Below are 24840 nucleotides of genomic sequence, written 5' to 3'. Positions count from 1 at the left end.
TTGGGGATAAAATCCAATTTCTACTCGTTCATAAAGAGTTCAACCAATTTGTTCATTCTATATAAATAAGATTTACAAACAATTGAAATGGTTTATTTAAGTAATAAAATGAAAGCTAAACCCTGTCATTTTTTAAGGTCTAACTTTCATTTTATATTTAATACAAAGTTTATTTTTTATTTTGTAGAAGCAGTAAACTTAGTAAGAGCTAGTCTAAAATCAGGTCTTCTAGGATTTGCAAAATCATTGAATGTTTCAATATTAGAAGTTTTTGAATACAAATTAAAGAAAACATTAGTTCCATAATAACTTTCCAAATCTTCATTATTTAAAGAGCCTGCTGAAAATATATTTCCGCTGCAAAAATTAAAATACATTTCTTCGATTCTGATCTTTTTAAGATTTTTATCATTAATATCGATTTTGGAATCCAATATTACAGCTGGTTTAAAACCAGATATTACGCTTTTTCTTAAAACCAATGTAGTATTCTCTGCAACTAAAACTGCTTCTTTTACCAATCCAGCTTTTACATCTGTGTCTATATCATCACTGTCATTTGCTAAAGTAAGGTTCGTTGCAGTTACCGATGTTTGCTTTTTAGTAAAATCCACATCCTCTTTTTTGACATAAGAAGAAATATCTAAACAACGTGAACCACTGCTATTACTTACATAAGAAGATCTAATTGCTAACGAATTATCAATTTTAGCCTGAGCTCCTAATGTGAATTTAAAATCAATTCCGTTACATCTGTAAGAAACTAGCTTGCTCATTATTGGCTCGCCTCCTAAAACTTCAAAAGCTTCACCAGCGGCATAACTTACCATAATGTTTTCTAAGATCGTTTTATTTCCAATCCCACCAAGTAAAATAGCATCAAAATTATCAGCACCTCTAGCCTTTTTTCCAGCATATTCTACTCTGACAAATCTCAATACGCCAGACGAACTTGCAGTATTACTACCGCCATAAGTTGTCAATGCAGGATCTAAATCATCATAATTAACAGAAGAATAAAGTCCAAATTTATTAATCGGAGCATCGCCAAGAATTACGATACCTCCCCAGTCCCCAGCTTTTTTGGCAGTTTTATTAGATGTAAAAACTATAGGATCAGTTTCTAAACCTTCTGCAACAATTTGTGCACCTTTAGTTATTATTAAAGTACCTCTTGAATCCGAATCTCCAATAATTATAGTTCCTGGATCGATAGTAAGTACAGCATTATTAGTAACGTATACATTTCCTTGGATAATATATACATCCTTCTTTGTTAATCTTGTATTTACTGTGATATTACCAGCGAGGATTTGAGTTGCCTCACCATAATCAGCTTTAGCTGGTTTGAATTCAGTCCAATTATTTAACCAATTGCTTGGTCCAAAAATTCCTTTTTCCTGTTGAGCACTTACATTGCTAACAACTGCAAAAAAAACCCAAATAAGTAAAAATTTAGTTTTCATAGGCTTGGGGCTATTAATATTTTTCTCTGTAGGAGAGATTTCATTACTCATAAAAGAGTTTAAGATCGAACTTAGAAAAGATTAATTTTCTAAAAATATATTTTTATTGAGCTTCTAAATCACGTAATGATTTTAATGTTTGCTCATAAAACAAAATTGCATTTACAAGTTGTCCTTTATCACAAAAAGGCAACATTTTTCTTAGATAATCAACTGAAATATCTAAATATGTTTGAGTTGCTTCTTTGTCCAAATCCAAAGCTTTTTTATTATCAGCTGTATCAGGAATTCCTAGATCTGTCATTGTTACACCTGGCTTAGTCGCCAATCCAATTTTAGGCAGTATTCTTACAATCACTTTCATACGCTCGATGTATAATTCTACCAATTCTCCTTTTGACATAGCTTTCAATGTTTTATCATCATTGTAAGTACGAATCGATGCACTTGTACTAATAATACTTTGCGGCATATTAGGTTTTGCCTGTGCAATACATTTTGATGAGCTCAATGCTAACATAAAAATACTGAAAAAAATAATTTTCCCTTTCATATCTTGGTTTTTTAATTAATAAAACAAAAATATACAATTAAATTGAATTTGCAAGTTCTGGGAAATAAAATATAGAACATTTTAATGTAAAATCACCTGTTTTTTTACATTATATCCTATATAATCAACACTTTATCGAAATTAATTGCATATTAAAAAAATTTATAAATAGTAAAATTTAATACAAAAAGTAAGTTTTTACCCGTTAAACATACTGTGTGAAACATGAAAACAATAGTTGCAGACATAAGTAATACAAAAGTTATTAACACACAATGGTTGAAAAAACATTTAGACGATGCTGTCAATTATAAAAAGTTTAAAACAAACTCTGATAATTAAATGAGCCTCTAAAGTTTATATTAGAAAATTTTCGAAACTATCATTTTCTTATATCTTTGCCACATGCAATTCTCAAAAATTTTAGGACAGGAATACATTAAAAATCACTTAGTAAAAAGCGTCGATTTAGGCAGAATCCCTCATGCTCAATTATTTGTGGGCCCAGAAGGAAGCGGAACTTTACCGATGGCGATTGCTTATGCACAATATGTTTTATGCAATTCACAACAAAATACTAACGAGTCCTGCATACTTAAATTTGAAAAAATTTCTCATCCTGATTTACATTTTATTTATCCCACAGTAACAACTGAAGAGGTAAAACAAAAACCAAAAAGCATTGATTTCATTTCTGACTGGAGACAATTTATTTTAGAAAATCCTTACGGCGGCTTATTTGATTGGTATGCCAAATTGGGAGTGCAGAATAAACAAGGTGAAATTCGGGTAGACGATGCTCAGGAAATTTTGAAATCCCTGTCTTTAAAATCATATGAAGGCGGCCATAAAATAATGATCATTTGGATGGCCGATAAAATGAATGTCGCTGCATCCAACAAGCTTCTCAAATTACTTGAAGAGCCACCCGAAAAAACGGTATTTATCCTTATTTCAGAAAATGAAGAAGATATCATTCAAACTATTCGGTCTCGATGTCAGATTACTCATTTTAACGGATTAAGCGAAAAGACAATAGTTGATGCCCTTATTGCAAAAGAACAAATAGAACCCAAAACTGCCTTGAAAATTGCTCATCAAGCGCAGGGAAATTATAACAAAGCCCTTCATTTATTAAATGCTGATGATGAAGCTTCCCCTTTTGAGCTATGGTTTGTTACTTGGGTTCGGGCTGCATTTAAAGCTAAAGGAAATGCCACGGCCATACAAGACTTAATCGAATGGAGCGAACAGATAGCATCATTAGGAAGAGAAACACAAAAGAAGTTCCTTCAGTTTTGTATCGAAATGTTCCGTCAAGCCTTACTGCTCAATTATGAAGCAAAAGAGCTTGTTTATATTGAAACAAAAGTAGAAAAATTTAAACTTGAGAATTTTGCTCCTTTTATAAACGGCAAAAACATTAATGACATCTTTAAAGAATTGTCTGATGCCATGTATCATATCGAACGCAATGGAAATGCCAAAATAATTTTAACAGATTTATCAATAAAACTTACGCGTTTAATTCATAAAAAATAAAGCCCCATGAATAATATTTCTTCAATTTTATTATTAGTTTTTTTAGCTATCACCTTTTTACAATCGTCACAAGATAAATTATTCCACTGGAAAGATAACTTAGATTGGCTTAGAGAACATTTTGCACAAACGCCTTTGCGAAATCAAGTGCCTCTTGCTTTGCTGAACGTCTTGATATTAGAATTGATTTCTGGAATTCTATGTACTGTAGGTGCCATAGAGCTCGCCGTGAACAGTGGCAGAGTTTATGGTTTATATGGAGCAATATTTTCCAGCATAACTCTTATCATGCTGCTTTTTGGACAGCGGTTGGCAAAAGATTATGATGGTGCCAGAACCATTGTTCTGTATTTTATCCCATCTGTAATGGCGGTGTATTGGCTTAACTAAAAAAATCAATAACAATAGCAATGCCAAAACAATAACTCAAAAAGAAATTCAATAAATAAATTAAAACATTTTCTAATTATCTAATACAAAATATGACGGCAAAACACCCTTCTGAATCCTTAACTATATTGACCGATTTGGTTTTACCGAGCGAAACCAATCCTTTGAATAATTTATTTGGAGGGGAACTTTTGGCCAGAATGGATCGTGCTGCGAGTATTGCGGCAGGAAGGCATTCGCGCCGCATAGGAGTAACTGCATCTGTGAATCATGTTGCTTTCAACAAATCTATCCCGCTTGGAAGTGTCGTAATTATAGAAGCAAAAGTATCTAGAGCTTTTAAGAGTTCAATGGAAATTTATTTGGACGTTTGGGTCGAAGACCGTCAGTCTGGAAACAGAACTAAAGCCAACGAAGCGATCTACACTTTTGTAGCTGTAGATGATACTGGAAGACCAGTAGAAGTTCCAGCAATCGAACCCGAAACCGAATTAGAAAAACTGCGCTATGATGCCGCTTTAAGAAGAAAGCAATTGAGTTTAGTATTGGCTGGCAAAATGAATCCGCATGATGCAACGGAACTAAAAGCCTTATTTGCTGAATAATTAAATAGATGGCGTTGAATTTACTTCTATATATTTTCGAGCAAATAACATCTATATCATAAAGTGAATTTAAAAACCGTGAGTTTTAAAATCGGAAGCCGTTTTCTGTGTGAGGAATGGAAGCCAATGCCATTAAGCTAAGCTTTTATTTTTCGTGCGAAGACGCAAAGTTTAGAACCGATTTGTTTGTGGCTTTGCGAGAGCAATATTTAAAAAAAGCTAAGCGAGCAATCCTTAACTTAATGACATTGGTATGGAAGCAAGCAACCTAGTAGTGCGTACAGCCCGCAGCCCACACGAGCGATAGTGAACTGACGAAGCAAATACAAAAACCTATTTTGTTAAAAAGTCGTCTATTGTGACTTCAAAAAAAAGAAGTATTTTTACGAGCATTAAATAAAATCTAAACCAATATTTTGATTACAAAACTTGGTAAATCATATAAAAACAGAAGAAAATGAAAGAAAAGACTGGTTCGGACAAAGAAGCTAAGTTAAAGGCATTACAGCTTACTCTTGATAAATTAGACAAAACCTACGGAAAGGGAACTGTAATGAAAATGGGCGATAAAGCCATTGAGGAAGTAGAAACAATTTCATCCGGTTCTTTGGGAGTTGATTTGGCTTTGGGAGTAGGCGGTTATCCAAAAGGAAGAATTATAGAGATATATGGACCGGAATCATCTGGTAAAACGACTTTGACTTTACACGCAATTGCTGAAGCTCAAAAAGCAGGAGGAATTGCTGCATTTATAGATGCTGAGCATGCTTTTGACAGAAATTATGCTGAAAAATTAGGCGTTGATATCGAAAACCTCATCATTTCACAGCCTGATAACGGAGAACAAGCCTTGGAAATTGCCGAAAACCTGATTCGTTCTGGAGCAATTGACATTGTAGTTATTGACTCGGTTGCCGCCTTGACCCCAAAAAGCGAAATTGAAGGTGAAATGGGAGATTCCAAAATGGGTCTTCATGCACGATTAATGTCTCAAGCATTGAGAAAATTAACAGGAACGATCAGCAAAACTAATTGTACCGTATTTTTCATTAACCAGTTGAGAGAAAAAATTGGGGTAATGTTTGGAAATCCTGAAACAACTACAGGAGGTAATGCCTTGAAATTTTACGCTTCGGTGCGTTTGGATATTCGCCGTTCTACTCAAATTAAAGATGGCGAAAATGTATTGGGTAACCGTACCAAAGTGAAAGTGGTTAAAAACAAAGTAGCACCACCATTTAAAGTTGCTGAATTTGACATCATGTACGGTGAAGGAATTTCAAAAACCGGAGAGATCCTTGATCTTGCAGTTGAATTTGAAATTATCAAAAAAGCAGGCTCTTGGTTCAGTTATGGCGACACTAAATTAGGCCAAGGCCGAGATGCTGTTAAAACATTAATTAAAGACAATCCTGAATTGGCAGATGAACTTGAAGAAAAAATCAAAAGCCATATCAAAGAATTAGCAGATGCCTAAATAATTTAAAACCGACTGGAAATCAATTCAGTCGGTTTTTTTTTACAAGATCAAATCCTTTTAGATTACACATAACTAAAAAATAGTCACGCAACCAAATTGAGTTTTAATCATCTTTATTAAAATTAATATAATTTAATAAAAATTAAAACTATGAAAAAATTAAGATTACAAACTGTTGCTATGATTGCTTTTATTGCTATTTCATTAACCGCTTGCTCCAAAGATGATGATCAACAACAAGCAGTAACAAAGACCTCGCTAGTTACTGCAATTACAGGACCAACTACAGGTGTTCCCAATCAAGAATTAAGTTTTACGGTTACTTATGCAGTAGAAAACAATTGTGGAACTTTTAATAAGTTTATAGAAACAACTAATGAAAACACTAAACAAATTGAAGTGCAATCAAAGTATGAAGGAACAAGCTGCGGTACAACACCAGCAACTAAAACAACCACATACAAAATGAAACCAACAGCTGAAGGAACTTACACTTTGAAGTTTAAAAAAACGACTACAGAATTTGTTACACAAACAATAGTTGTAAAAAAAGCATCATAAATTTAAGAAGGAGGCTCTCAAAAAAATTAGAAAGCCTCCTTCTTATATATATAGGTTTGCATTATTTAATAAATCCGTCTTTTGAAACTCCAATAATTCATTTAGGATTAAACTTCGAACCTGCTCACGCAGTTCTTTTCGATCTTTTGGCACACTAGCCGCAGAAACAGTTTCCACAGGAGACAACATTTTTGCTCGCATCAATCCAGGACTTCCACTATAAAAGGTATATGATAATCTTTTTTTATTGTCAGGAAAAACAAGAGGCACTATTGGCAAATGATGTTCGGCTGCCAAACGAAAAGCTCCATCTTTAAAAGCATCTAATATAAGAGTCTCATCATGAGGAACACCTCCTTCGGGAAAAATACAAATACTAAGCCCGCGGTTAATTCTTTTTTGAGCTTCATTGAACACTTCCATTCTGCTTTTAGAACAGCTTCTGTCCACAAGAATACTTGTTCGTTTATAGAAAAAACCAAATAACGGAATTTTTGCCAACGACATTTTACCAACAAAAACAAAAGGATTATCCACAACAGCGAGCATCAGCATGATATCGGTCATAGAAGTATGATTGGCGACGAACATATAACTTTTTTTTGAGTCTAATTGTTGAACCTTTTCAACTTTGTAATAAAAGCCCATTCCAAAAAGAACGCACTTCGCCCAAATACGGGACATTTTAAAAAAATAAGGATAACCGCTTTCCGTCAATATCGAAATCACCAAAAAGGGAAGCATAATTAGGATGGGAATGAGCATTACCACATAAAACCAAACTCTCCAAACGGCCCACAATACTTTTTTTATACTTTTCATGTGTTGTAATAATTGTTTTAAATGGTCGCATGTAATTGATAACCGTTTATATTTTTTATTGGAGCAATCGAACTTCATTTCGCATATCATCGTCAGTTTTTTGCAACCAATTTAAAATTATGCTCTTTTCAAAGAGCCAAAAATAGGTAAACTTGCGGAAAATTTAGCAAAAGAATTAACTTTGCGAAAAAATAACATACTTCATTATAATAATACGAGTTTAAAAAAATAAAAATGGCAAAAATACTTACAGGCGTTCAAAGTACTGGCACTCCACATTTGGGTAACTTATTAGGCGCAATTATTCCTGCAATCGAATTATCTAATAAACCAGAAAACGAATCTTACCTTTTTATAGCCGATTTGCATTCGATTACCCAAATCAAAAACGGCGAAACACTAAGAAGCAACACTTACAGTACTGCCTGTGCTTGGTTAGCTTGCGGTTTGAACATCGAAAAAGTGATTTTTTACCGCCAATCCGATGTGGCGCAAACAGCAGAACTATCTTGGTATTTAAGCTGCTTCTTCCCATTTCAGCGCCTAACATTGGCGCACTCATTCAAAGACAAATCCGATCGTTTAGAAGATGTTAATGCAGGATTGTTTTCGTATCCAATGCTTATGGCAGCAGATATTTTATTATACGATGCCGAATTTGTTCCTGTTGGAAAAGACCAATTGCAGCATTTAGAAATTACACGCGATGTGGCGTCACGATTCAACCATCAAATGGGGGAAACCTTTGTCATTCCAGAAGCCAAAATCCAAGAAGACAGCATGCTGATTCCTGGTACCAATGGTGGAAAAATGAGTAAATCCGCCAATAATTTCATCAACATTTTCTTGGATGACAAACCGTTGCGTAAACAAATCATGAGTATTGAAACAGACAGCACGCCACTGGAAGCACCAAAGAATCCAGATACCTGTAACTGTTTTGCTTTATATAAATTATTGGCAGATGAAAATCAAATCGAAACAATGAAAGCTAATTATTTAGGCGGTAATTATGGCTATGGCCACGCCAAACAAGCGTTATTTGAATTGATCTTAGAAAAATTTAAAACTGAAAGAGAAAAATACAACTATTATATCAATAACCTTCCAGAAGTTGATGACCTATTAAAAAAAGGAGCTGCAAAAGCTGGTGTTGTTGCTAATGGCGTTTTGAATAGAGTAAGAGAAAAATTGGGATTTGAGATTTAATCCAATTCACTATTTTTTAAAATAAACAACAACTATTTTTAAACATATAAGTCATTTAAGTTAAAGAAAAATTATTAATCTAAGTAGGTTTTAAAATAAATATAAGTTACGACATTCCTTGGAATGCTATGTTCCTTAAATAAACTATTCGGTTTCTATATATTAAAAAAATTGCCTCCAACAGGTAAAACTTAAATGACTTATATATTTAAAATAAAAAGTACTCCTAATTTTTACTCTTTACTGTATCGGCAAGTTTTTCTCAAACGCAGACCCGAAAGAAATAAATGAATCCGTTCCTCCCACTCCTTCTATAATATGAATTTGTTCGTATATAATTTTACGCAACTCTTCATTATTGGCGGCTACAATCTTGATAAACAAAGCATATTTGCCCGAAACCCAGTGACATTCCACAATCTCGGGAATCAATTTGAGTTGTTCGGCTATTGAGTAAGCAAAACGGGCTTCTTTGGTAGTGATTCCAGTATATGTAATAGTTTCAAAGCCGTTGGCTTTTGCATTCAATTTTACTGAAAAGCCAGCTATCACACCCGATTCCTGCAATTTTCGCACACGCAAATGCACTAATGAATTAGACACTTTTAATTCTTTGGCCAATTCAGAATAGGGGATTCTGCCATTTTCACTCAGCTTTCTGATGATTTCTTGGTCTAAATAATCAGTATTTTCGTTGTTCTTGGAGTTTAGCATCAGTTAACTATTTGGTTGAAAATATAACATTGACAATTCTAAAGCAGAAAATGCATTTAAAAATGTCAAAATTACACAATTATCATTCAAAAAAGCTAATTTATAAATAATCGAAATACAAATATGTTAGTTCAACAGATTTCTATCTAGTTTTGTGTCATTATTACAATTCAAAAATACAGACAGAAATGGACAAAAATCAACTGCTTTCAAAACTATGGGAACAATATGCCGCAATAACCCCATCTGCAAAAAAAATACACACTTTACTGGAAGAAAAAGGCGAAACAATTCAAAATGATCACATTGCGATTCGTACCTTTAATGACCCGCGCATCAATATTGCCGTTTTAGAAAAACCTTTCTTGGCTATTGGTTATGAGGCACGGGGTGAATATATTTTTGAATCCAAAAAATTATTTGCCAAACATTATGAACATACAACAGATACAAATGCGCCTAGAATTTTCATCTCCGAATTGGAGTTGGAAAAATGTTCAAATGAATTACGGGAAACTGTAAAAAATATCTTGAACAATTGTAACCAAAACGACTTTGCCCACCCTGAATTAGTTCTAAACGGTGTAATTTGGAAGCCTAGTTCTAAAGCAATTTATCAATCATTATTGGAAGAATCAGAATATGCGGCTTGGATGTATGTGTATGGTTTCCGAGCCAATCATTTTACGATCAATGTCAATGCCTTAAAACATTTTGAAAAACTCGAAGAATTAAACACATTCCTAGAAGAAAATGGCTGGAAATTGAACGCCTCTGGCGGAAAAATAAAAGGAACTCCAGAGCAATTATTGGAACAATCCAGCACATTGGCTGATTTATATACCATCAACTTTGAAGAAGGCTCTTTTGAAATTCCATCTTGCTATTACGAATTTGCATTGCGATATGCTATGGCCGACGGTAATTTGTACCAAGGATTTGTAGCTTCATCTGCCGATAAAATTTTTGAAAGCACTGATGTAAAATTGCAAAATTAAAGACTAAAAAAATTCAATAACTTGTCAAATTCACCGTTTTTTAGGCTGGATTACGGCAAGTTATTGTAGTTTTAAAAGAATATTGTTCTCAAATTGCGAAAAACCGATACTGAAAAACCCTTCTCAAAATCAATAAAACAAAATTTAAAATTGCTTTTTGAAGATTAAATTTAATAATGTCTGCTCAAAAAGACAATTTATAACAATAACCTCAATTATCGTTAAACTGGCTAGTATTATACCAATATATTTTCAGAATAGCAATCGAGGGTTTATCTTTGTGCAAAAAATTTACAAATAATTTTTATTTGTGACAAACACTAAAAAGATGACAGAAAATCAGGAAACATTTATATTCGATTTTGACAGTACTTTTATGAAAGTCGAAGCACTAGATGTATTATGCGAAGTAATTTACCAAGATAGTGCTGCAGGAGTTCAAATATTAAGCGAAATTCAACGATTAACCGATCTTGGAATGGAAGGCAAATTGTCCTTGAAAGAATCTTTGACTCAAAGAATCCAATTATTGCAAGCCAATAGAGACCACATCGGCAGTGTAATTGAAGAACTAAAAAAGAAAGTGACCGCATCTGTAATACGAAATAGAGCTTTTTTCAAACAGCATTCGGATAACATTTATATCATTTCAAACGGTTTTAAGGAAATTATTATCCCAATCGTTCAGGAATATGGCATCAAACCAGAGCATGTTTTGGCCAATACCTTCAAATTTGACCATGAGGGGAAAATAATTGGTTTTGACGAAAAAGATGAATTGTGTGAAAACCAAGGAAAAGTAAAAAAAATCAAATCCTTAAATCTTCAAGGCGAAGCAATAATGATTGGTGACGGATATACCGATTATGAAACTCTTGAAGGAGGCGCTGTTTCCAAATTTTTTGCTTTTACTGAAAATGTAACGAGAAAAATTGTGGTAGAAAAAGCCAGTCAGATAGCTCCATCATTGGACGAAATTCTTTATGAACTTTCGTATAAAGCTTCGGTTTCTTATCCAAAGAACAGAATTAATGTTTTATTATTAGAGAACATTCATCAAGACGCCGTTAATATCTTTGAACACGAAGGTTACAACGTAGAAACGCTCAAAGGATCTTTGTCTGAAGAGGAATTGATCGAAAAAATAAAAGGCGTTTCCATACTTGGAATCCGTTCAAAAACAAATGTGACTGCCAAAGTTTTGGAACATGCCAATAAACTGCACGCTGTTGGAACTTTCTGTATTGGAACCAATCAGGTAGATTTGAACGCCTGCAGTATGAAAGGAATCTCTGTTTTCAATGCTCCATACAGCAACACCAGATCTGTTGTGGAATTAGCTTTGGGACAAATCATTATGCTAGTTCGTAATACTTTCGAAAAAAGTAAATTAATGCACGAAGGCGTTTGGGACAAATCAGCTACAAACAGTGTTGAAATCCGCGGTAAAAAATTAGGTTTGGTTGGATACGGAAGCATTGGATCACAGCTTTCTATCGTAGCTGAAGCACTAGGTATGAAAGTGTATTTCTATGATGCTGTCGATAGATTGGCTCTTGGAAATGCAAAAAAATGTTCTTCTTTGAAAGAATTATTAGCGCTTTCGGATGTTGTTTCTTTACACGTGGATGGACGCGCAAGCAATAAAAACTTAATTGATGCCGATGCTTTTGAAAGCATGAAGCCCGGGGTTATCTTTTTAAATCTTTCCAGAGGCCATGTTGTTGATATTGAAGCATTGGTAGCTAACTTAAAAAACGGTAGAATTCACGGAGCCGCAGTCGATGTTTTCCCATACGAGCCAAAAAACAATGACGAGCCGTTTGTATCTGAACTGCAGGGATTGAAAAATGTGATATTGACTCCCCACATTGGAGGAAGCACCGAAGAGGCCCAAGAAGATATTGGTCATTATGTTGCCAACAAAATCATTCAATATATTAATACAGGTACTACTTATGGAAGCGTAAATCTTCCGGAGATACAGCTTCCGGAGCTTCAAAGTGCACACCGTATCATGCATATTCATGAAAACGTGAAAGGTATTTTGGCACAAATAAATAATATTCTTTTGGAATATGACAACAATATTTTGGGACAATATTTAAAAACCAATGAAACTTTGGGTTACGTAATTACCGATATTGATAATTTCCATAACAAAGATTTGGAGAAAAAATTAAAAAAGATTCCGAATACCATTCGATATAGAATTTTATACTAAAGATTTCAGATTGTTGATTTTTGACTGCAGATTTCGACGCAATAAAAATCAAAAATCAGCAATCGTTAATCCTTAATCAAAACATAATGAACCTTGAAAGTCTTGAAAAGCAATTAGATGGAAAATTATTGTACGACCATACAATGCGTACACTATATGCCACTGATGCGAGTGCTTACAAAGAAATGCCGCTGGCTGTAGCGATTCCAAAAACGAAGGAAGATATTCAAAAAATCATTGCTTTTGCCAGAGAAAACAAAAGCAGCATAATTCCTCGTGCTGCAGGAACTTCTCTTGCCGGGCAGGTTGTTGGAAACGGAATCGTGGTTGATATTTCGCAGGAATTCACCAAAATCCTTTCGGTTGACCCTGTCGAAAAATCGGCTTGGGTAGAACCTGGAGTGATTCGTGATGAACTGAACATCCATTTAAAACCCTATAAATTATTTTTTGGTCCGGAAACTTCCACCAGTAACCGCTGTATGATTGGCGGCATGGTGGGTAACAATGCCTGTGGAGCAAGATCAGTTATTTATGGTTCCACCCGTGAGCATTTACTTGAAATTAAAGGATTCTTGGCAGATGGAAATGAAGTTACTTTTGGCGCTTTGACCAATGCCGAATTTGAAGACAAATGCAACGGAATAAATGTAGTGAGTCCTTTGGAACAGGCAATTTATGTTCAGGCAAAAGAATTATTGGGTTCTCCAGCTAACAGAACATTATTCGACGAAAATTATCCAAAAAAATCAATCCCGAGAAGAAATACAGGATACGCTTTAGATTTATTGGCATACAGCCAGCCTTTTGGCGATCCGACAGAAAAATTTAATTTTTGTAAATTAATCGCAGGTTCTGAAGGAACATTGTTTTTTTCAACATCAATTAAACTGAATTTAGTAGATGCATTAAAACCGTTTGCTGCCTTGGTTTGCGTGCATTGCAACAGTATCAATGAATCGTTGAAAGCCAATTTGGAAGCCTTGAAATTCAAACCTGACAGTGTTGAATTAATCGATCATTATATCTTAGAATGCACCAAAGAAAATATTGAGCAAAGCAAAAACCGATTTTTTGTTGAAGGCGACCCGCAAGCCATTCTTGTTGTAGAATTTTTGAGAGATACGCAGGAAGAAATTCTGGAACTTGCCAAAGAAATGGAGGAATTGATGCGTTCCAAAAATCTGGGCTATCATTTCCCGATTGTTTTTGGTGAGGACACCAATAAAGTTTGGAACCTGAGGAAAGCAGGATTGGGATTATTGTCTAATATTCCCGGCGATGCCAAAGCAGTTGCCGTTATTGAAGATACTGCGGTTGATGTAAATGATTTACCCGATTTTATCGAAGATTTTAATGCCGTTTTAAAAGAGCGAAACCTAAGCTGTGTGCACTATGCGCATGCTGCTACAGGAGAACTGCACCTACGCCCAATCATTGATCTAAAAACTAAAGAAGGAACTGCGCTTTTTAGAACTATTGCTACCGATATTGCTCATTTAGTTAAAAAATACAAAGGCTCGCTAAGCGGAGAACACGGCGACGGAAGACTTCGCGGTGAATTTATTCCGCTGATGCTGGGCGACGAAATCTACCAATTGTTTATCCAAGTGAAAAATACTTGGGATCCTTGGGGCATTTTCAATCCAGGCAAAATAGTGAATACGCCTCCAATGGACACCAGCCTGAGATACAATCCGGGTCAGGAAACTCCAATGCCGGAAACCTATTTTGATTTCTCCGAGCATAACGGAATCGTGCGTGCTGCCGAAATGTGCAACGGATCGGGAGACTGCAGAAAAACAGAAAAAAGCGGCGGTACCATGTGTCCAAGTTATATGGCTACCCGTGATGAAAAACACACCACTCGTGCCAGAGCCAACATACTGAGAGAAACCATCACCAATTCTACCAAAGAAAACAGATTTGACGATGAAGGTCTGCTCGAAGTCCTCGATTTGTGTTTGAGCTGTAAAGGATGCAAATCCGAATGCCCGTCAAATGTGGATATGGCAAAGCTAAAAGCCGAAACCTTACAGCAATACCATGATAAAAACGGAGTGAAATTCCGTTCGAAATTAATTGGCAATACGCCAAAAATTAATCAATTATTTGCTTCTTTGCCATGGCTGTATAATTTTGGTTCCAAAGGAATCATAGGAAACATTATGAAACGTTCTACTGGTTTTGCTACCGAAAGATCGTTGCCGTTAATGCATAAAATTACCTTTGCCAAATGGATCAAAAGTTATAGACAGACGGGGAATTTTATTCAAGGTAAAGTCTATTTGTACAACGATGAATTCCTGAATTTCTATGATGTCGAAATTGGCCAGACTGCCGTGAAGCTTTTTAACCGTTTAGGTTATGAAGTCATAGTTCCAGAAATTGGCATCAGCGGAAGAACGTATCTTTCGAAAGGAATGCTGAAAGAAGCGCGTGAAATTGCCGAAAAGAATACTCAGGCTTTCGCCAAAGAAATACCGGAAAATGCAATTTTAATCGGAATTGAACCTTCGGCAATATTATCTTTCCGAGATGAATATCCTGATTTATGCCGTGGTGATTTAAAAGAAAAAGCAAAAGCATTCTCCGACAGAGCAATGCTTATCGAAGAATTTTTGGCCAAAGAATTGGACGAAGGCCGAATCACTTCCGCTTCGTTTACAGAAAACCAAGAAAGAGTCCGTATGCACGGTCACTGTTTCCAGAAAGCGTTATCATCATTGGTACCTCTCAAAAAAATCCTGATGCTGCCTCAAAATTATACTGTACTCAATATCCCAAGTGGCTGCTGTGGTATGGCGGGATCTTTTGGATACGAAAAAGAGCATTATGACATTTCGATGAAAATAGGAGAATTGGTATTATTCCCAACCATTCGTTCCGAAGAAGAAGCCACATTGATTTCTGCGTCAGGAACGAGCTGCAGACACCAAATAAGCGACGGAACCAGCCGAAAAGCATTTCATCCCGTTGAGATACTTTATAAAGCCTTAAAATAAGTACAATTAGTTTAAAATCAAAAAAGGTTGCAGATATATGAATCTGCAACCTTTTTTGATTTTATAGTTTATAAACTCTGTTTATTACAAATCTGTATAGGACTTGAATCAAAATAAACAAATAACTATTTATCATCTACTTAAAATTTTCATTTTTTTTTGCATGGTAGAAAAATACTCCAAATTAAAGATTTTTACTTCCTATACAAAAGCATTAAAAAATTAATGTTTCACAATCATTATTATTAATAAAAATATTGACTTTGTGAAAAAAAAAATATAACTTCGTCGAAATCTTTAATCAAGTGCGCATAAATAAATTTATGTGCACTTGATATAAAACGGCATAATTTTAGTAGTGAATGAAGTTAATCATAACTTAATTGTTTATTGAATTTATCAAATTTTATGTAATTTTAATTATATAATAAATTATATTACTTTTGCACCCCTTTTCGGAATTTATCTTGAGAGGCATTTTAAAATTAAGGTTTAAAATAACCAATTTAATTAAATCGTTATGGAAGAAACTAAGGTGAAATATAAAGCGGATTATCTATTTTCAAAATGTAATTTTATGAAAGGTATCGGTTCTGTGTTAAATTTACCTGGTAATTATTATGAGTTTAACACCTTCAAAACCGAACAAGAAGCAGACAATAGAGCTTTGACGTCAGATTGGCAAAATGTTGGTAACGACATTGAAAAAGCTAGAAAAAAATTTGAAAAGCAGAACTATAATAAGCTTTGCCTAAAATAGATTCAAATTATGTCAAAAACTCCAGAGAAAAAGCGCACAAAATCAGAACTAGCACAAAGAAGCAATACTCCTTTAAAAGAGAAAGCCTTTAACGATGAAAGATTACTTAAAGCTGAAATTGTTGAAATAAAAGAAGAGCTAGAATTATTAAATCCGCATATTTTTGATGGAGTAGACGAAACAAAAAAAGGAGAACTATTACAAACATTCAGTCAAATGACATTGAGTGTAACCGAGAGACATCATTCTGGACCTCTTCCATCAGCAGAAGCATTAATTCAATACAATTCAGTTATTCCAAATGGAGCTGATAGAATAATGATTATGGCTGAAAAACAGCAAGATCATAGAATGGGATTAGAAAATAAAGCTGTTACATCCCAATTGAATCAAAGCAAGGCTGGTCAAATTTTTGGCTTTATTTTATGTCTTTTAGCACTTTCAGCAAGTACGTATTTAGGGTTTACAGGACATGAAGCAATTGGCTCAATTATTGGCAGTACCACAATTATTGCCATGGCCAGTATTTTTGTACTTGGCAAACTAAGCAATTCAAAATCAGACAAAAACAGCGAAGACAAAGAGAAAAAAGAATAGATTTTAAGAAAACATACCCGTTCTACGAAGTCACACGACTTCGTCACACACGCAGAGCACAAAACAAAAATCAAAAGCCACAAAGTAACAGATGTTATTTTGTGGCTTTTTCTATATTTATATAAGAAATACCTGCAAAATCAGTTTGCAAATATAAATACATATAAGGGAAAAGTCGGTAGACTCCCACTGCTACTCGTTTGTAACGAGTACTTATTTAAATTAGGAGATAAATCGTAGCATTTACAAACCGGTTAATTAAAACAGGAACAACTATAAATAAGTATATTCCTGTATTTTTTATTACCATCCTTTTAAAATCAATATATTTGAAAAAAAGAGAGCCATGATGGTAATGTATAAAGATAAATTGTATTGTAAACACTTCGTTTAGTTCACAACAATAAGTAGGAGTTCCTTGCAAACAAGCACCAGATGGGCCTCGATGCAATACGATTGTGTTGCTTTTCACCAATTGAAAAAAAGTTTTTAAAACAAAATCTAAAATAACATGAAAAAATACTTTATTCTTTTAATCATAATTATCACTACAACTACCTATTCTCAAACTACTGAAGACAATGKGAAAATCTATAACAATAATGAATTGGATAAAAAACCAGAATTTAAAGGTGGCATGGAGAAGTTTTATAAATTTGTAGGCAAAAGCTTCCATGTCCCAGATGTAAAAGGATTAAAAGGAAAGATTATTGTAGAATTTGTGATTGAAAAAAATGGTTCAATCACAAATTTTGTTGTAGTGCAGGATATTGGCTATGGTACTTCTGAAGAAATAACAAAAATATTTAAAACATGTCCAGATTGGCAAGCAGGAATTAAAGACCGAAAAGTTGTTCGATCATTATTCAGGCTTCCGATAACAATAACGGCTGCTGAGTAATGTTATAAAACTAAACAATGGTAGCAATTGACACACTCCGAAAATTAGCCCTTTCATTCCCCGAAGCAACGGAAGATCCGCACTTTGAAAAAACATCTTTCAGGGTAAAGAAAAAAATATTTGCCACTTATGATGATAAACTCAAAAGAGCCTGTATAAAATTATCAGAAATTGACCAAGACGTTTTTTCTGCAGCAGACAAAACCATTATTTATCCTGTTGACAACAAATGGGGCAAACAAGGCTGGACTTTAATTGATCTGGAAAAAGTGCATAAAGACTTATTTGCAGATGCATTGACAACAGCTTATTGTGAAGTGGCGCCAAAAAAACTCGCCGAAAAATTACGTCCAAATGACAGTGCCTTTAGCAGAAATAATGATTGAACAAAAACATGACAACAAAAAAGTGGACAATAAAAAAAGTCTTAAAGACAATTTGGATAACGGCTGGTGTTGTTTTTACGCTTTGGTTATTCTATTCGTATCAATCACAAGGTGTAGACGAGAAATTTTTTGATGACAGCAATACTATTGAAGTTGAAAACACAGACGATTTCTTTTCCTTTACGCCAAAAACAACATTTAAAAATGTCTTTATTTTTTATCCGGGTGCAATGGTCGATCCAAAAGCGTATGTCCCGCTCTGCAGAAAAATAGCCGAGAGCAACATAAAAGTATATTTGATCAAAATGCCTTGGAGGTTGGCATCCAATGGATACAACAAGCCTAAAGAATTACAATTATTTAATGACTCGAGTAAAACATATATTTTGTCTGGGCATTCACAAGGCGCAAAAATGGCCGCACAGTTTGTATTTGAAAACCCTGAGTTAATAAATAAACTAATCCTCATTGGCAGTACTCATCCAAAAACCATTTCACTTGCTGACAGCAAAATACCCATCTTAAAAATTTATGGCTCAAATGATGGGGTTGCTGAGGAAAAATCAATTTTGGGAAACAAGTCAAAACTGCCGAAAACGGCAAAGTTTATAAAAATAGAAGGCGGTAATCATTGTCAATTTGGTTATTATGGCTTTCAATTAGGAGATAACCTAGCTACCATTAGCAGAGAAAAACAGCAAGCGGCAACTTTGAAAATTATTTTAGAATTTATAAATGAATAAAGTACTTACTTAGCGCTAAAATTAAATTACTCCACCAAGAGTCTAAATCCTGAAGATAGACTTTGTGCCTTTGCATGAAATTAGTCTCACAAAGGCGCAGAGACGCAAAGAATTGAAAAAATATAATTATAGAAAACATTCATAAAATAGTATTATAAATGACACCAAAAATAGTAAACCTAAACGAGAAAAAATTAATTGGAAAACGGCTTATAATGAGTTTTGCAGACTACAAAGTCGGCGAACTTTGGAAGAGTTTTATGCCAAGAAGGAAAGAAATAAACAACAACCTATCCAGCGATTTAATCTCGATGACGGTTTATAATCCAACTCATTTTTTATCTTTAAAACCTATAAAAGAATTTGAAAAATGGGCGGCCATAGAAGTTTCAGACTTTGACAATGTCCCTTCAGGAATGGAGACATTCACTTTGGCCGGAGGGCTGTATGCCGTTTTTGATTATAAAGGCTTAAATACTGATGATTCCGTTTTCCGTTATATTTATGGGGAATGGATACCCAATTCGGATTACGATTTGGACAACAGACCGCATTTTGAAATTTTGGGAGACAAATACAAAAACGGAGATCCAGAATCTGAAGAAGAAATATGGATTCCTATAAAACGGAAACAATAAGTTAAGTGCTTGGTGTATTAAAACGATTTTAGAACAAACCTTCCAATGCTTTGTTTTGAATTCCGATTTTGGTGAAATCAAAATTCAGTTTGTTTTTCAAAATCGAGGCATAAACACTTCTAAAATCAATTTCATGTCTTAAATCACCATTGTCCAAATCAGTTAGATTTGGGTTTTTACCAATAATTTCGCCACGGTTATTGCCGCCTATGACAAACATTGGAGCAGCTGTCCCGTGATCAGTTCCTCGTCCATTATCTTTTACGCGACGGCCAAATTCTGAGAAAACAACGATGGTTACATTCTGTAACTGCTGTGATTTTTTTAAATCTTCATAGAAACTAAAAACAGCATCATTGAGTTCGGTCAATCTGTTTTTGTGAATGGAAAGCTGATTGTCATGAGTGTCAAAACCGCCAAGCGAAGTATAATACACCTTGGAATTTAAGTTTCCTTTTATCAGTTTCGAAATCCATTCCAGATTTTTAGCCAGACCAGTCTTTGGATAAACGACATCTGAGGGTGCTGATTTAGCTAATGCATTCTGAATATCATCTGAACCTTCTATTACCGAATTAGCTACTTTTCGAACAAAATCCAATTGCGGATTCCCTGATAACTGCCCTTCTCTTTCTTGTTTGTTTTTAGTCTTAAATCGGTCAGGATCTTTTACGGTAATAGAATTTGGTTCATCGCCTTTTAATGCTAAATTATCAATAGTATCAATGTTTATTCCAGCAGTAGGCTGGTGTTCCTTACACTGCAAATCCAGATAACGCCCCAGCCAGCCATCATTAAGATATTCCTGATGAGTTGGTGCCGTTTGCCAAATTTCCTGACTTCGAAAATGAGAACGCACTGGATTTGGATAACCCACATTTTGGATAACAGACAAATCACCACTTTGCTGCATGCTGGCAAATCCTTTCAAAGCGGGATGAAACGCCATTCCTTTTGCTACATTTAAAACCTCGGTTTTTGAGATAGCGATTGTTGGACGCGAATCATAATAAAGCGCATCTTCAAACGGGATAAAAGTGTTTAACCCATCATTTCCACCGTTTAATTGAACAAAAACTACGCATTGCTCGCCCAAAACCAAATTAGTCTGTGAGCCAAAAGAGTATAAAAAATTAGGCAGCAGAAGTGAACCTCCTGTAAATGTCCCTGTAAGCGCTAAAAATTTTCTTCTGTTCATGATACTAAATCTTAATGTCCAAAGTGAAAAGTTATAAAGGAAATATTTCATTCTCCTTTACAACTTTTGACCTTCGGCAGCTATTATATTAATTGAAATTCGGGGGTTTTTACCATAAAATTGAATAACCGCAATACAGCGTTTTCCGAACCTTCGGTTTTACTGTCAAAATCGTATTTTAAAAGTTGCTCGAAATCCTGCTGATTCGATGCATCAGTTTTAAACAACAACCTATTTTCGAGCTCTGCAATGATTTCCTTGTTACTACCGTCTTTATCCCAATCCAGTTTCACCTTAAATTGCCGATTTGGGTTTTGCGCCATCATCGAATTTTCAGCATTCTGTTTATTTCCCCGAGTTAAATTTTTACCGTTACAAAGTAAATCAGCAACATTATTCCGTTGCAAAAAAATCTGAGAAGTAAGCCAAGAATTGCCTCCGTCCCACCCTTTTACATTAGGCTGGCTGAACAAATCCATTCCTTGATCTTTTAGAAATCTGGCAATTAATCTTTCATTAGGGTTTTCGATATTGAGTTCGTTAGTTAATTGCAGAATATACTCCAAAGGGCTTTTAATCTTAGAACCCGCATTATTTTTAGCAAACTCTTCAGTAAATATTTTAGTCAATAATGGTTTGATTTCAAAATTCTTTTTCTTCAGATAATCACCATAATAACGAACTAATTCTTCCTTAGGATTATCATAAATGAACCATTTTAATATTTTTCGGGTAACCAAATAAGGAATATTTGGCTGTTCGAAAATAATATCAATCATTTCATCTATTTTAAAATTGCCTTTTTTTCCAAAATAAATGAAACTTTCATTGTCTTCAAATTTTGGTCTGTAAACGGCACTTTCTTCCCCAAGACTAAGCCCAGCGAGACCTTTGGCTCCATTTTTTATATCTTGCTCAGAGTAATTTCCAATGCCAAGGGTAAAAAGTTCGAGCAGCTCCCGGCTTAAATTTTCGTTGAGTTTGTCTTTTCGATTGTCCGTATTATCGAGATAACGCACCATTGCATTGCTTTGAACAATCTCTTTGGTCAGTGTTTTGAAATTTCCAAAAGAATTTTTTCTTAGAATTTGATTGTGCTGAAAAATCCAATAATTGACTTTTACTTTTGGAAATGTTGCCACGTAATGATTATGCCAAAAACAAGTCATTTTTTCGCGAAGCGGAAATTCAGACGCAGTCATTTTATCAACCCACCACATCTTCATCTCTTCCAAAGTCTGTCGCTCCTTTTTCTGATTTTCCTGCTTTTGTTCCCTTGTAGCATTTTTATACAATTCACGTTGCTGCAATAATTCTTCCTTTGTTTTTGGGCTGTTTACTAAAAAAAAAGGAATAGAGGAATCAACAGGAGACATAAAGGAACTTTCCAGAAAAGTGGACAATCCTTTTTGAGCAATTTTTGATGCTTCTTTATTAGTAAAACCCAAACGAAGTGACCAAAGCACATTTTGATCCATAATAAAAAGTGTTTAAATGAATTCGAAATCGTTTTAGTATGACCAATATTCATGAAAAAGGTTTAACCATAATCTTAAAAAGATATTCATTCTTCAATAATAACAAGGATTTTAAAAATAAATTTTATGATGACAGAACCACAAAATTATTTAATTGATTTTAAATTTAACAACCAAAATCATATACGTTTACAAATTTTGATATATTTGAGTTTAAAAACATAACCCTCAAACTAATTTAACTATTGGACACTACTCAATTATTACCTTCAGATTTAAAATCGGTTATCGGAACAGAAAAAGTTGATTTTTCAATCCTTGCCAAAAGAAAAGAACCTTTAAATAAATCCTTAGGAATTATTGGTTTTGGAATTATATGGTCAGCATTTATCAGCATTTTTGTAATTGCTTTTTTAGGACCGCTTTTTAAAGGAGAAGAGGTTCATTTTAAAGTAAACGATGAACCGACTACAGCTAGTTGGGATAATTTTGAACCGATGCTTGTTCCGTCTTTAATAATTGGTCTTTTTGTTGTAGTAGGAATTGCCATTTTATGTGGCGGATTTTACTCCTTATTACAAAAAGGCGGGTATTTTGTAGGAACGACAAACAGACTAGTTCACTATCGCAAAGGAACTATTACCACTTATGACTGGGAACAATTTTCAGGAAACATGGAAATAAACAGTAAAAAAGAAGACATGTCTATGGAACTCCGCACTGGTAAAATGGTAAGCCGAAAAAACGAATCTGACAAATACGTTCCTAATATTCTCTATATTTCGGGAGTGGCAAATATTCTTGAAATCGAAAAAATATGCAGAAACAGAATTAAGGAAAACGACCCTACTCCTGCTGTTCTTCAAAATACATGATCACATAAAAATGCCTAATCTGAATATTCAGATTAGGCATTTTTTGATTGTATTATTTAGCAGTATATCTAAAATCAATTGTTAGAACATTTAGAAAAAAGAACCAGTATTTTTATAATGGCAATCACCAAAAAAATGATGGTTCTGGCAGACAAGCCTGATGAACCCGATGATTCCCGGTTAGTGCTGTTGGCAAAAACAGTTTCCTTATTCCCAACCAAAACCTGGGTCAAACTTGGATCATAAGCAACATAACCTGACATGGCAGAAATACAGGTCATAAAATAATCAGACAGCTTATTAGCATTATAACAGTCTGTCACAATGTTAACCAAGCTTCGTATTTTACTGTCCATTTCGATAGAACTGAAATAAGACAATAAAACATAAAAACTGCGGTACTGGACATACGGAATAGCCTGAAGATTGTTTTGGCTTACATTCGTTAGCAGAAAATCAATTTTGCTAATGAGTTTCTTGTTCAGTTGAAACAATGCATCTTCGGGAAAACAATCTTTAAAGTCAAAAATATCGCTGATGAGATCGAATTTATTTTGAGATAAATTTTGGTCAAAAAACAGCACTAAATCATCATTAAGAAACTGATTAATGAAAATCTGAATGTTTGCAGCATCATATACTCTTTGCGGAGACGGAAAATTGTGTCGGGAATAATTTTTTTTCGCAAAAAGATTGTACAAAACCCTATTGGAAACCACAAAATACAGCTCTTGAGGATATTCTTTTAAAGCCAAAACAAGGCTGTTGGCAACATTGACGTCGATATCGGGATTTATTCTTTTCTCAACATTAACCTGTTTTTCTATTCGGATAACATCTTCGGGAGAAAATAACAGAATATTGCTTTTATCTATCTTTAATTCTTCAAACAACTCTATTATGTTCATACTTTTCGCGAATTTTAAAACACAAACATACTCTTTTTAACTCTTTTGCAAAAGATAAATATTAGGAAATTAGGTTACTAAAAGGCATAATGTTTCTAATCAAAACAACAGTTCATTTTGTGCTGCTTAAGAAGAAAATTAAATTTTTAATAGTATAAAAATCAATTTTAGAACTTATACTTTTAATTCTAATACAATTCTCAGAGCCGAATTTTACATTCAAATTTATATTTAGGGTCAAATAATTAAATGACATTCAAACTATTATAAATCAATTAATAAAAAATAATCTTGGTAAATAACAACCTACTAAATAAATTGTAAATTGCTCATTCATAAAATCCAATTTTAAAAATGAATGCAATAATAAACCAGCTATTTGAGATTGAAAAAAAAGCGCTTGAACAAAACATTGATGGTTTTGAGCGCAATCTAAAAAGAATTTACCACGAATTGGAAGAAAAAGGATATAAAATAATAAATCCTTTGGGCACAAATTATGATGAAAGAGACAGTTCTATTGAGGCAAATATTCTTAATTCAAATTCGAAGAAAATAACCAAAGTCATTAGACCAACCATTTATAAAACAGAAAACAATACCTTTCAGCTGATTCAAAAGGCTGTAGTTATTGTAGAATAATAAGCTATTAGGTTTAATTTATAAAGTTTTTATTTAACACATAGAAACATAGATTTTATTTAAAAAAGAATGCAAAAAAGAAATACATTTCTTTCACATAGTGAGCTATGTGTGTTTTAAATAAGTGAAACGCCTACATTAGAAG

Annotated in this window: 24 protein-coding genes; 17 read left to right on the top strand and 7 right to left on the bottom strand. The window is 34.0% G+C overall.

Features of this window, described 5'->3' with window-relative positions:
- Positions 1 to 176 precede the first annotated feature (176 nt).
- Both AC1DVP_RS19460 and AC1DVP_RS19455 read right to left on the bottom strand, forming a co-directional pair.
- Entirely contained in the window at positions 177 to 1466 is a 1290-nt protein-coding gene (locus AC1DVP_RS19460) for a hypothetical protein (protein WP_477185138.1), read from the bottom strand.
- Positions 1467 to 1569: 103 nt separating this feature from the next.
- Positions 1570 to 2019 carry a hypothetical protein gene (locus tag AC1DVP_RS19455; protein WP_477185137.1) on the bottom strand — a complete coding sequence of 150 codons (450 nt, stop codon included), beginning with the start codon at positions 2017 to 2019 and terminating at the stop codon, positions 1570 to 1572.
- Positions 2020 to 2424: 405 nt separating this feature from the next.
- Here AC1DVP_RS19455 and AC1DVP_RS19450 point away from each other — a divergent pair, with 405 nt between their 5' ends.
- The 5 genes from AC1DVP_RS19450 (at position 2425) to AC1DVP_RS19430 (ending at position 6597) form a co-directional block, all read left to right on the top strand.
- The gene (locus AC1DVP_RS19450; protein WP_477185136.1) at positions 2425 to 3561 is read left to right on the top strand and encodes a DNA polymerase III subunit; all 1137 of its coding nucleotides are present in this window, start codon (positions 2425 to 2427) and stop codon (positions 3559 to 3561) included.
- Positions 3562 to 3567: 6 nt separating this feature from the next.
- Positions 3568 to 3951 carry a DoxX family protein gene (locus AC1DVP_RS19445; protein ID WP_477185135.1) on the top strand — a complete coding sequence of 128 codons (384 nt, stop codon included), beginning with the start codon at positions 3568 to 3570 and terminating at the stop codon, positions 3949 to 3951.
- A 92-nt stretch (positions 3952 to 4043) separates the two neighbouring features.
- Positions 4044 to 4556, top strand: a complete 513-nt coding sequence (locus AC1DVP_RS19440) for an acyl-CoA thioesterase (protein ID WP_477185134.1) — start codon at positions 4044 to 4046, stop codon at positions 4554 to 4556.
- A 457-nt stretch (positions 4557 to 5013) separates the two neighbouring features.
- Positions 5014 to 6033 carry a recombinase RecA gene (recA, locus tag AC1DVP_RS19435; RefSeq protein ID WP_477185133.1) on the top strand — a complete coding sequence of 340 codons (1020 nt, stop codon included), beginning with the start codon at positions 5014 to 5016 and terminating at the stop codon, positions 6031 to 6033.
- A gap of 153 nt (positions 6034 to 6186) precedes the next feature.
- The gene (locus tag AC1DVP_RS19430) at positions 6187 to 6597 is read left to right on the top strand and encodes a hypothetical protein (protein ID WP_477185132.1); all 411 of its coding nucleotides are present in this window, start codon (positions 6187 to 6189) and stop codon (positions 6595 to 6597) included.
- A 42-nt stretch (positions 6598 to 6639) separates the two neighbouring features.
- On the opposite strand, the gene AC1DVP_RS19425 is transcribed toward AC1DVP_RS19430, so the two are convergent.
- Entirely contained in the window at positions 6640 to 7419 is a 780-nt protein-coding gene (locus AC1DVP_RS19425) for a lysophospholipid acyltransferase family protein (RefSeq protein WP_477185131.1), read from the bottom strand.
- A 234-nt stretch (positions 7420 to 7653) separates the two neighbouring features.
- On the opposite strand from AC1DVP_RS19425, the gene trpS reads away from it, so the two are divergent.
- Complete coding sequence (gene trpS, locus AC1DVP_RS19420) at positions 7654 to 8628, top strand: tryptophan--tRNA ligase (RefSeq protein WP_477185130.1); 975 nt, start codon at positions 7654 to 7656, stop codon at positions 8626 to 8628.
- Positions 8629 to 8868: 240 nt separating this feature from the next.
- Here the strand turns inward: trpS and AC1DVP_RS19415 are convergent, their stop codons facing one another.
- Positions 8869 to 9342, bottom strand: coding sequence for an Lrp/AsnC family transcriptional regulator (locus AC1DVP_RS19415; protein ID WP_111408403.1), 474 nt, complete (start codon positions 9340 to 9342; stop codon positions 8869 to 8871).
- 188 nt (positions 9343 to 9530) lie between these two features.
- On the opposite strand from AC1DVP_RS19415, the gene AC1DVP_RS19410 reads away from it, so the two are divergent.
- The 9 genes from AC1DVP_RS19410 (at position 9531) to AC1DVP_RS19370 (ending at position 19594) form a co-directional block, all read left to right on the top strand.
- Positions 9531 to 10340, top strand: coding sequence for a 2-oxoadipate dioxygenase/decarboxylase family protein (locus AC1DVP_RS19410; protein ID WP_477185129.1), 810 nt, complete (start codon positions 9531 to 9533; stop codon positions 10338 to 10340).
- 328 nt (positions 10341 to 10668) lie between these two features.
- Complete coding sequence (gene serA / locus AC1DVP_RS19405) at positions 10669 to 12564, top strand: phosphoglycerate dehydrogenase (protein WP_477185128.1); 1896 nt, start codon at positions 10669 to 10671, stop codon at positions 12562 to 12564.
- 86 nt (positions 12565 to 12650) lie between these two features.
- Positions 12651 to 15569 (top strand): FAD-binding and (Fe-S)-binding domain-containing protein, encoded by a 2919-nt coding sequence (locus AC1DVP_RS19400; RefSeq protein WP_477185142.1) that lies wholly within the window; start codon positions 12651 to 12653, stop codon positions 15567 to 15569.
- A gap of 520 nt (positions 15570 to 16089) precedes the next feature.
- On the top strand, positions 16090 to 16329 hold the full coding sequence (locus tag AC1DVP_RS19395) for a hypothetical protein (RefSeq protein ID WP_477185127.1): 240 nt from the start codon (positions 16090 to 16092) through the stop codon (positions 16327 to 16329).
- 9 nt (positions 16330 to 16338) lie between these two features.
- Positions 16339 to 16926 carry a DUF2335 domain-containing protein gene (locus AC1DVP_RS19390; RefSeq protein WP_477185126.1) on the top strand — a complete coding sequence of 196 codons (588 nt, stop codon included), beginning with the start codon at positions 16339 to 16341 and terminating at the stop codon, positions 16924 to 16926.
- Between the two features lie 511 nt (positions 16927 to 17437).
- Positions 17438 to 17827, top strand: coding sequence for an energy transducer TonB (locus tag AC1DVP_RS19385; RefSeq protein WP_477185125.1), 390 nt, complete (start codon positions 17438 to 17440; stop codon positions 17825 to 17827).
- A gap of 17 nt (positions 17828 to 17844) precedes the next feature.
- On the top strand, positions 17845 to 18213 hold the full coding sequence (locus tag AC1DVP_RS19380; RefSeq protein ID WP_477185124.1) for an MmcQ/YjbR family DNA-binding protein: 369 nt from the start codon (positions 17845 to 17847) through the stop codon (positions 18211 to 18213).
- Between the two features lie 8 nt (positions 18214 to 18221).
- Positions 18222 to 18956: an alpha/beta hydrolase gene (locus AC1DVP_RS19375; RefSeq protein ID WP_477185123.1), complete on the top strand. Its 735-nt coding sequence runs from the start codon at positions 18222 to 18224 to the stop codon at positions 18954 to 18956.
- Between the two features lie 158 nt (positions 18957 to 19114).
- The gene (locus AC1DVP_RS19370) at positions 19115 to 19594 is read left to right on the top strand and encodes a GyrI-like domain-containing protein (RefSeq protein WP_477185122.1); all 480 of its coding nucleotides are present in this window, start codon (positions 19115 to 19117) and stop codon (positions 19592 to 19594) included.
- A 28-nt stretch (positions 19595 to 19622) separates the two neighbouring features.
- On the opposite strand, the gene AC1DVP_RS19365 is transcribed toward AC1DVP_RS19370, so the two are convergent.
- The gene (locus AC1DVP_RS19365; protein ID WP_477185121.1) at positions 19623 to 20792 is read right to left on the bottom strand and encodes a DUF1501 domain-containing protein; all 1170 of its coding nucleotides are present in this window, start codon (positions 20790 to 20792) and stop codon (positions 19623 to 19625) included.
- 83 nt (positions 20793 to 20875) lie between these two features.
- Positions 20876 to 22270, bottom strand: a complete 1395-nt coding sequence (locus AC1DVP_RS19360) for a DUF1800 domain-containing protein (protein ID WP_477185120.1) — start codon at positions 22268 to 22270, stop codon at positions 20876 to 20878.
- A gap of 245 nt (positions 22271 to 22515) precedes the next feature.
- On the opposite strand from AC1DVP_RS19360, the gene AC1DVP_RS19355 reads away from it, so the two are divergent.
- The gene (locus AC1DVP_RS19355; RefSeq protein WP_477185119.1) at positions 22516 to 23145 is read left to right on the top strand and encodes a hypothetical protein; all 630 of its coding nucleotides are present in this window, start codon (positions 22516 to 22518) and stop codon (positions 23143 to 23145) included.
- A gap of 74 nt (positions 23146 to 23219) precedes the next feature.
- Here the strand turns inward: AC1DVP_RS19355 and AC1DVP_RS19350 are convergent, their stop codons facing one another.
- Entirely contained in the window at positions 23220 to 24053 is an 834-nt protein-coding gene (locus AC1DVP_RS19350) for a hypothetical protein (protein ID WP_477185118.1), read from the bottom strand.
- A gap of 354 nt (positions 24054 to 24407) precedes the next feature.
- Here AC1DVP_RS19350 and AC1DVP_RS19345 point away from each other — a divergent pair, with 354 nt between their 5' ends.
- Positions 24408 to 24695: a hypothetical protein gene (locus AC1DVP_RS19345; protein ID WP_477185117.1), complete on the top strand. Its 288-nt coding sequence runs from the start codon at positions 24408 to 24410 to the stop codon at positions 24693 to 24695.
- Positions 24696 to 24840 lie beyond the last annotated feature (145 nt).

It is taken from the genome of Flavobacterium sp. P3_A6, assembly GCF_056403035.1.
The sequence above is the reverse complement of the archived record's forward strand: the minus strand, read 5'-3'. Positions and strand labels throughout refer to the sequence as shown.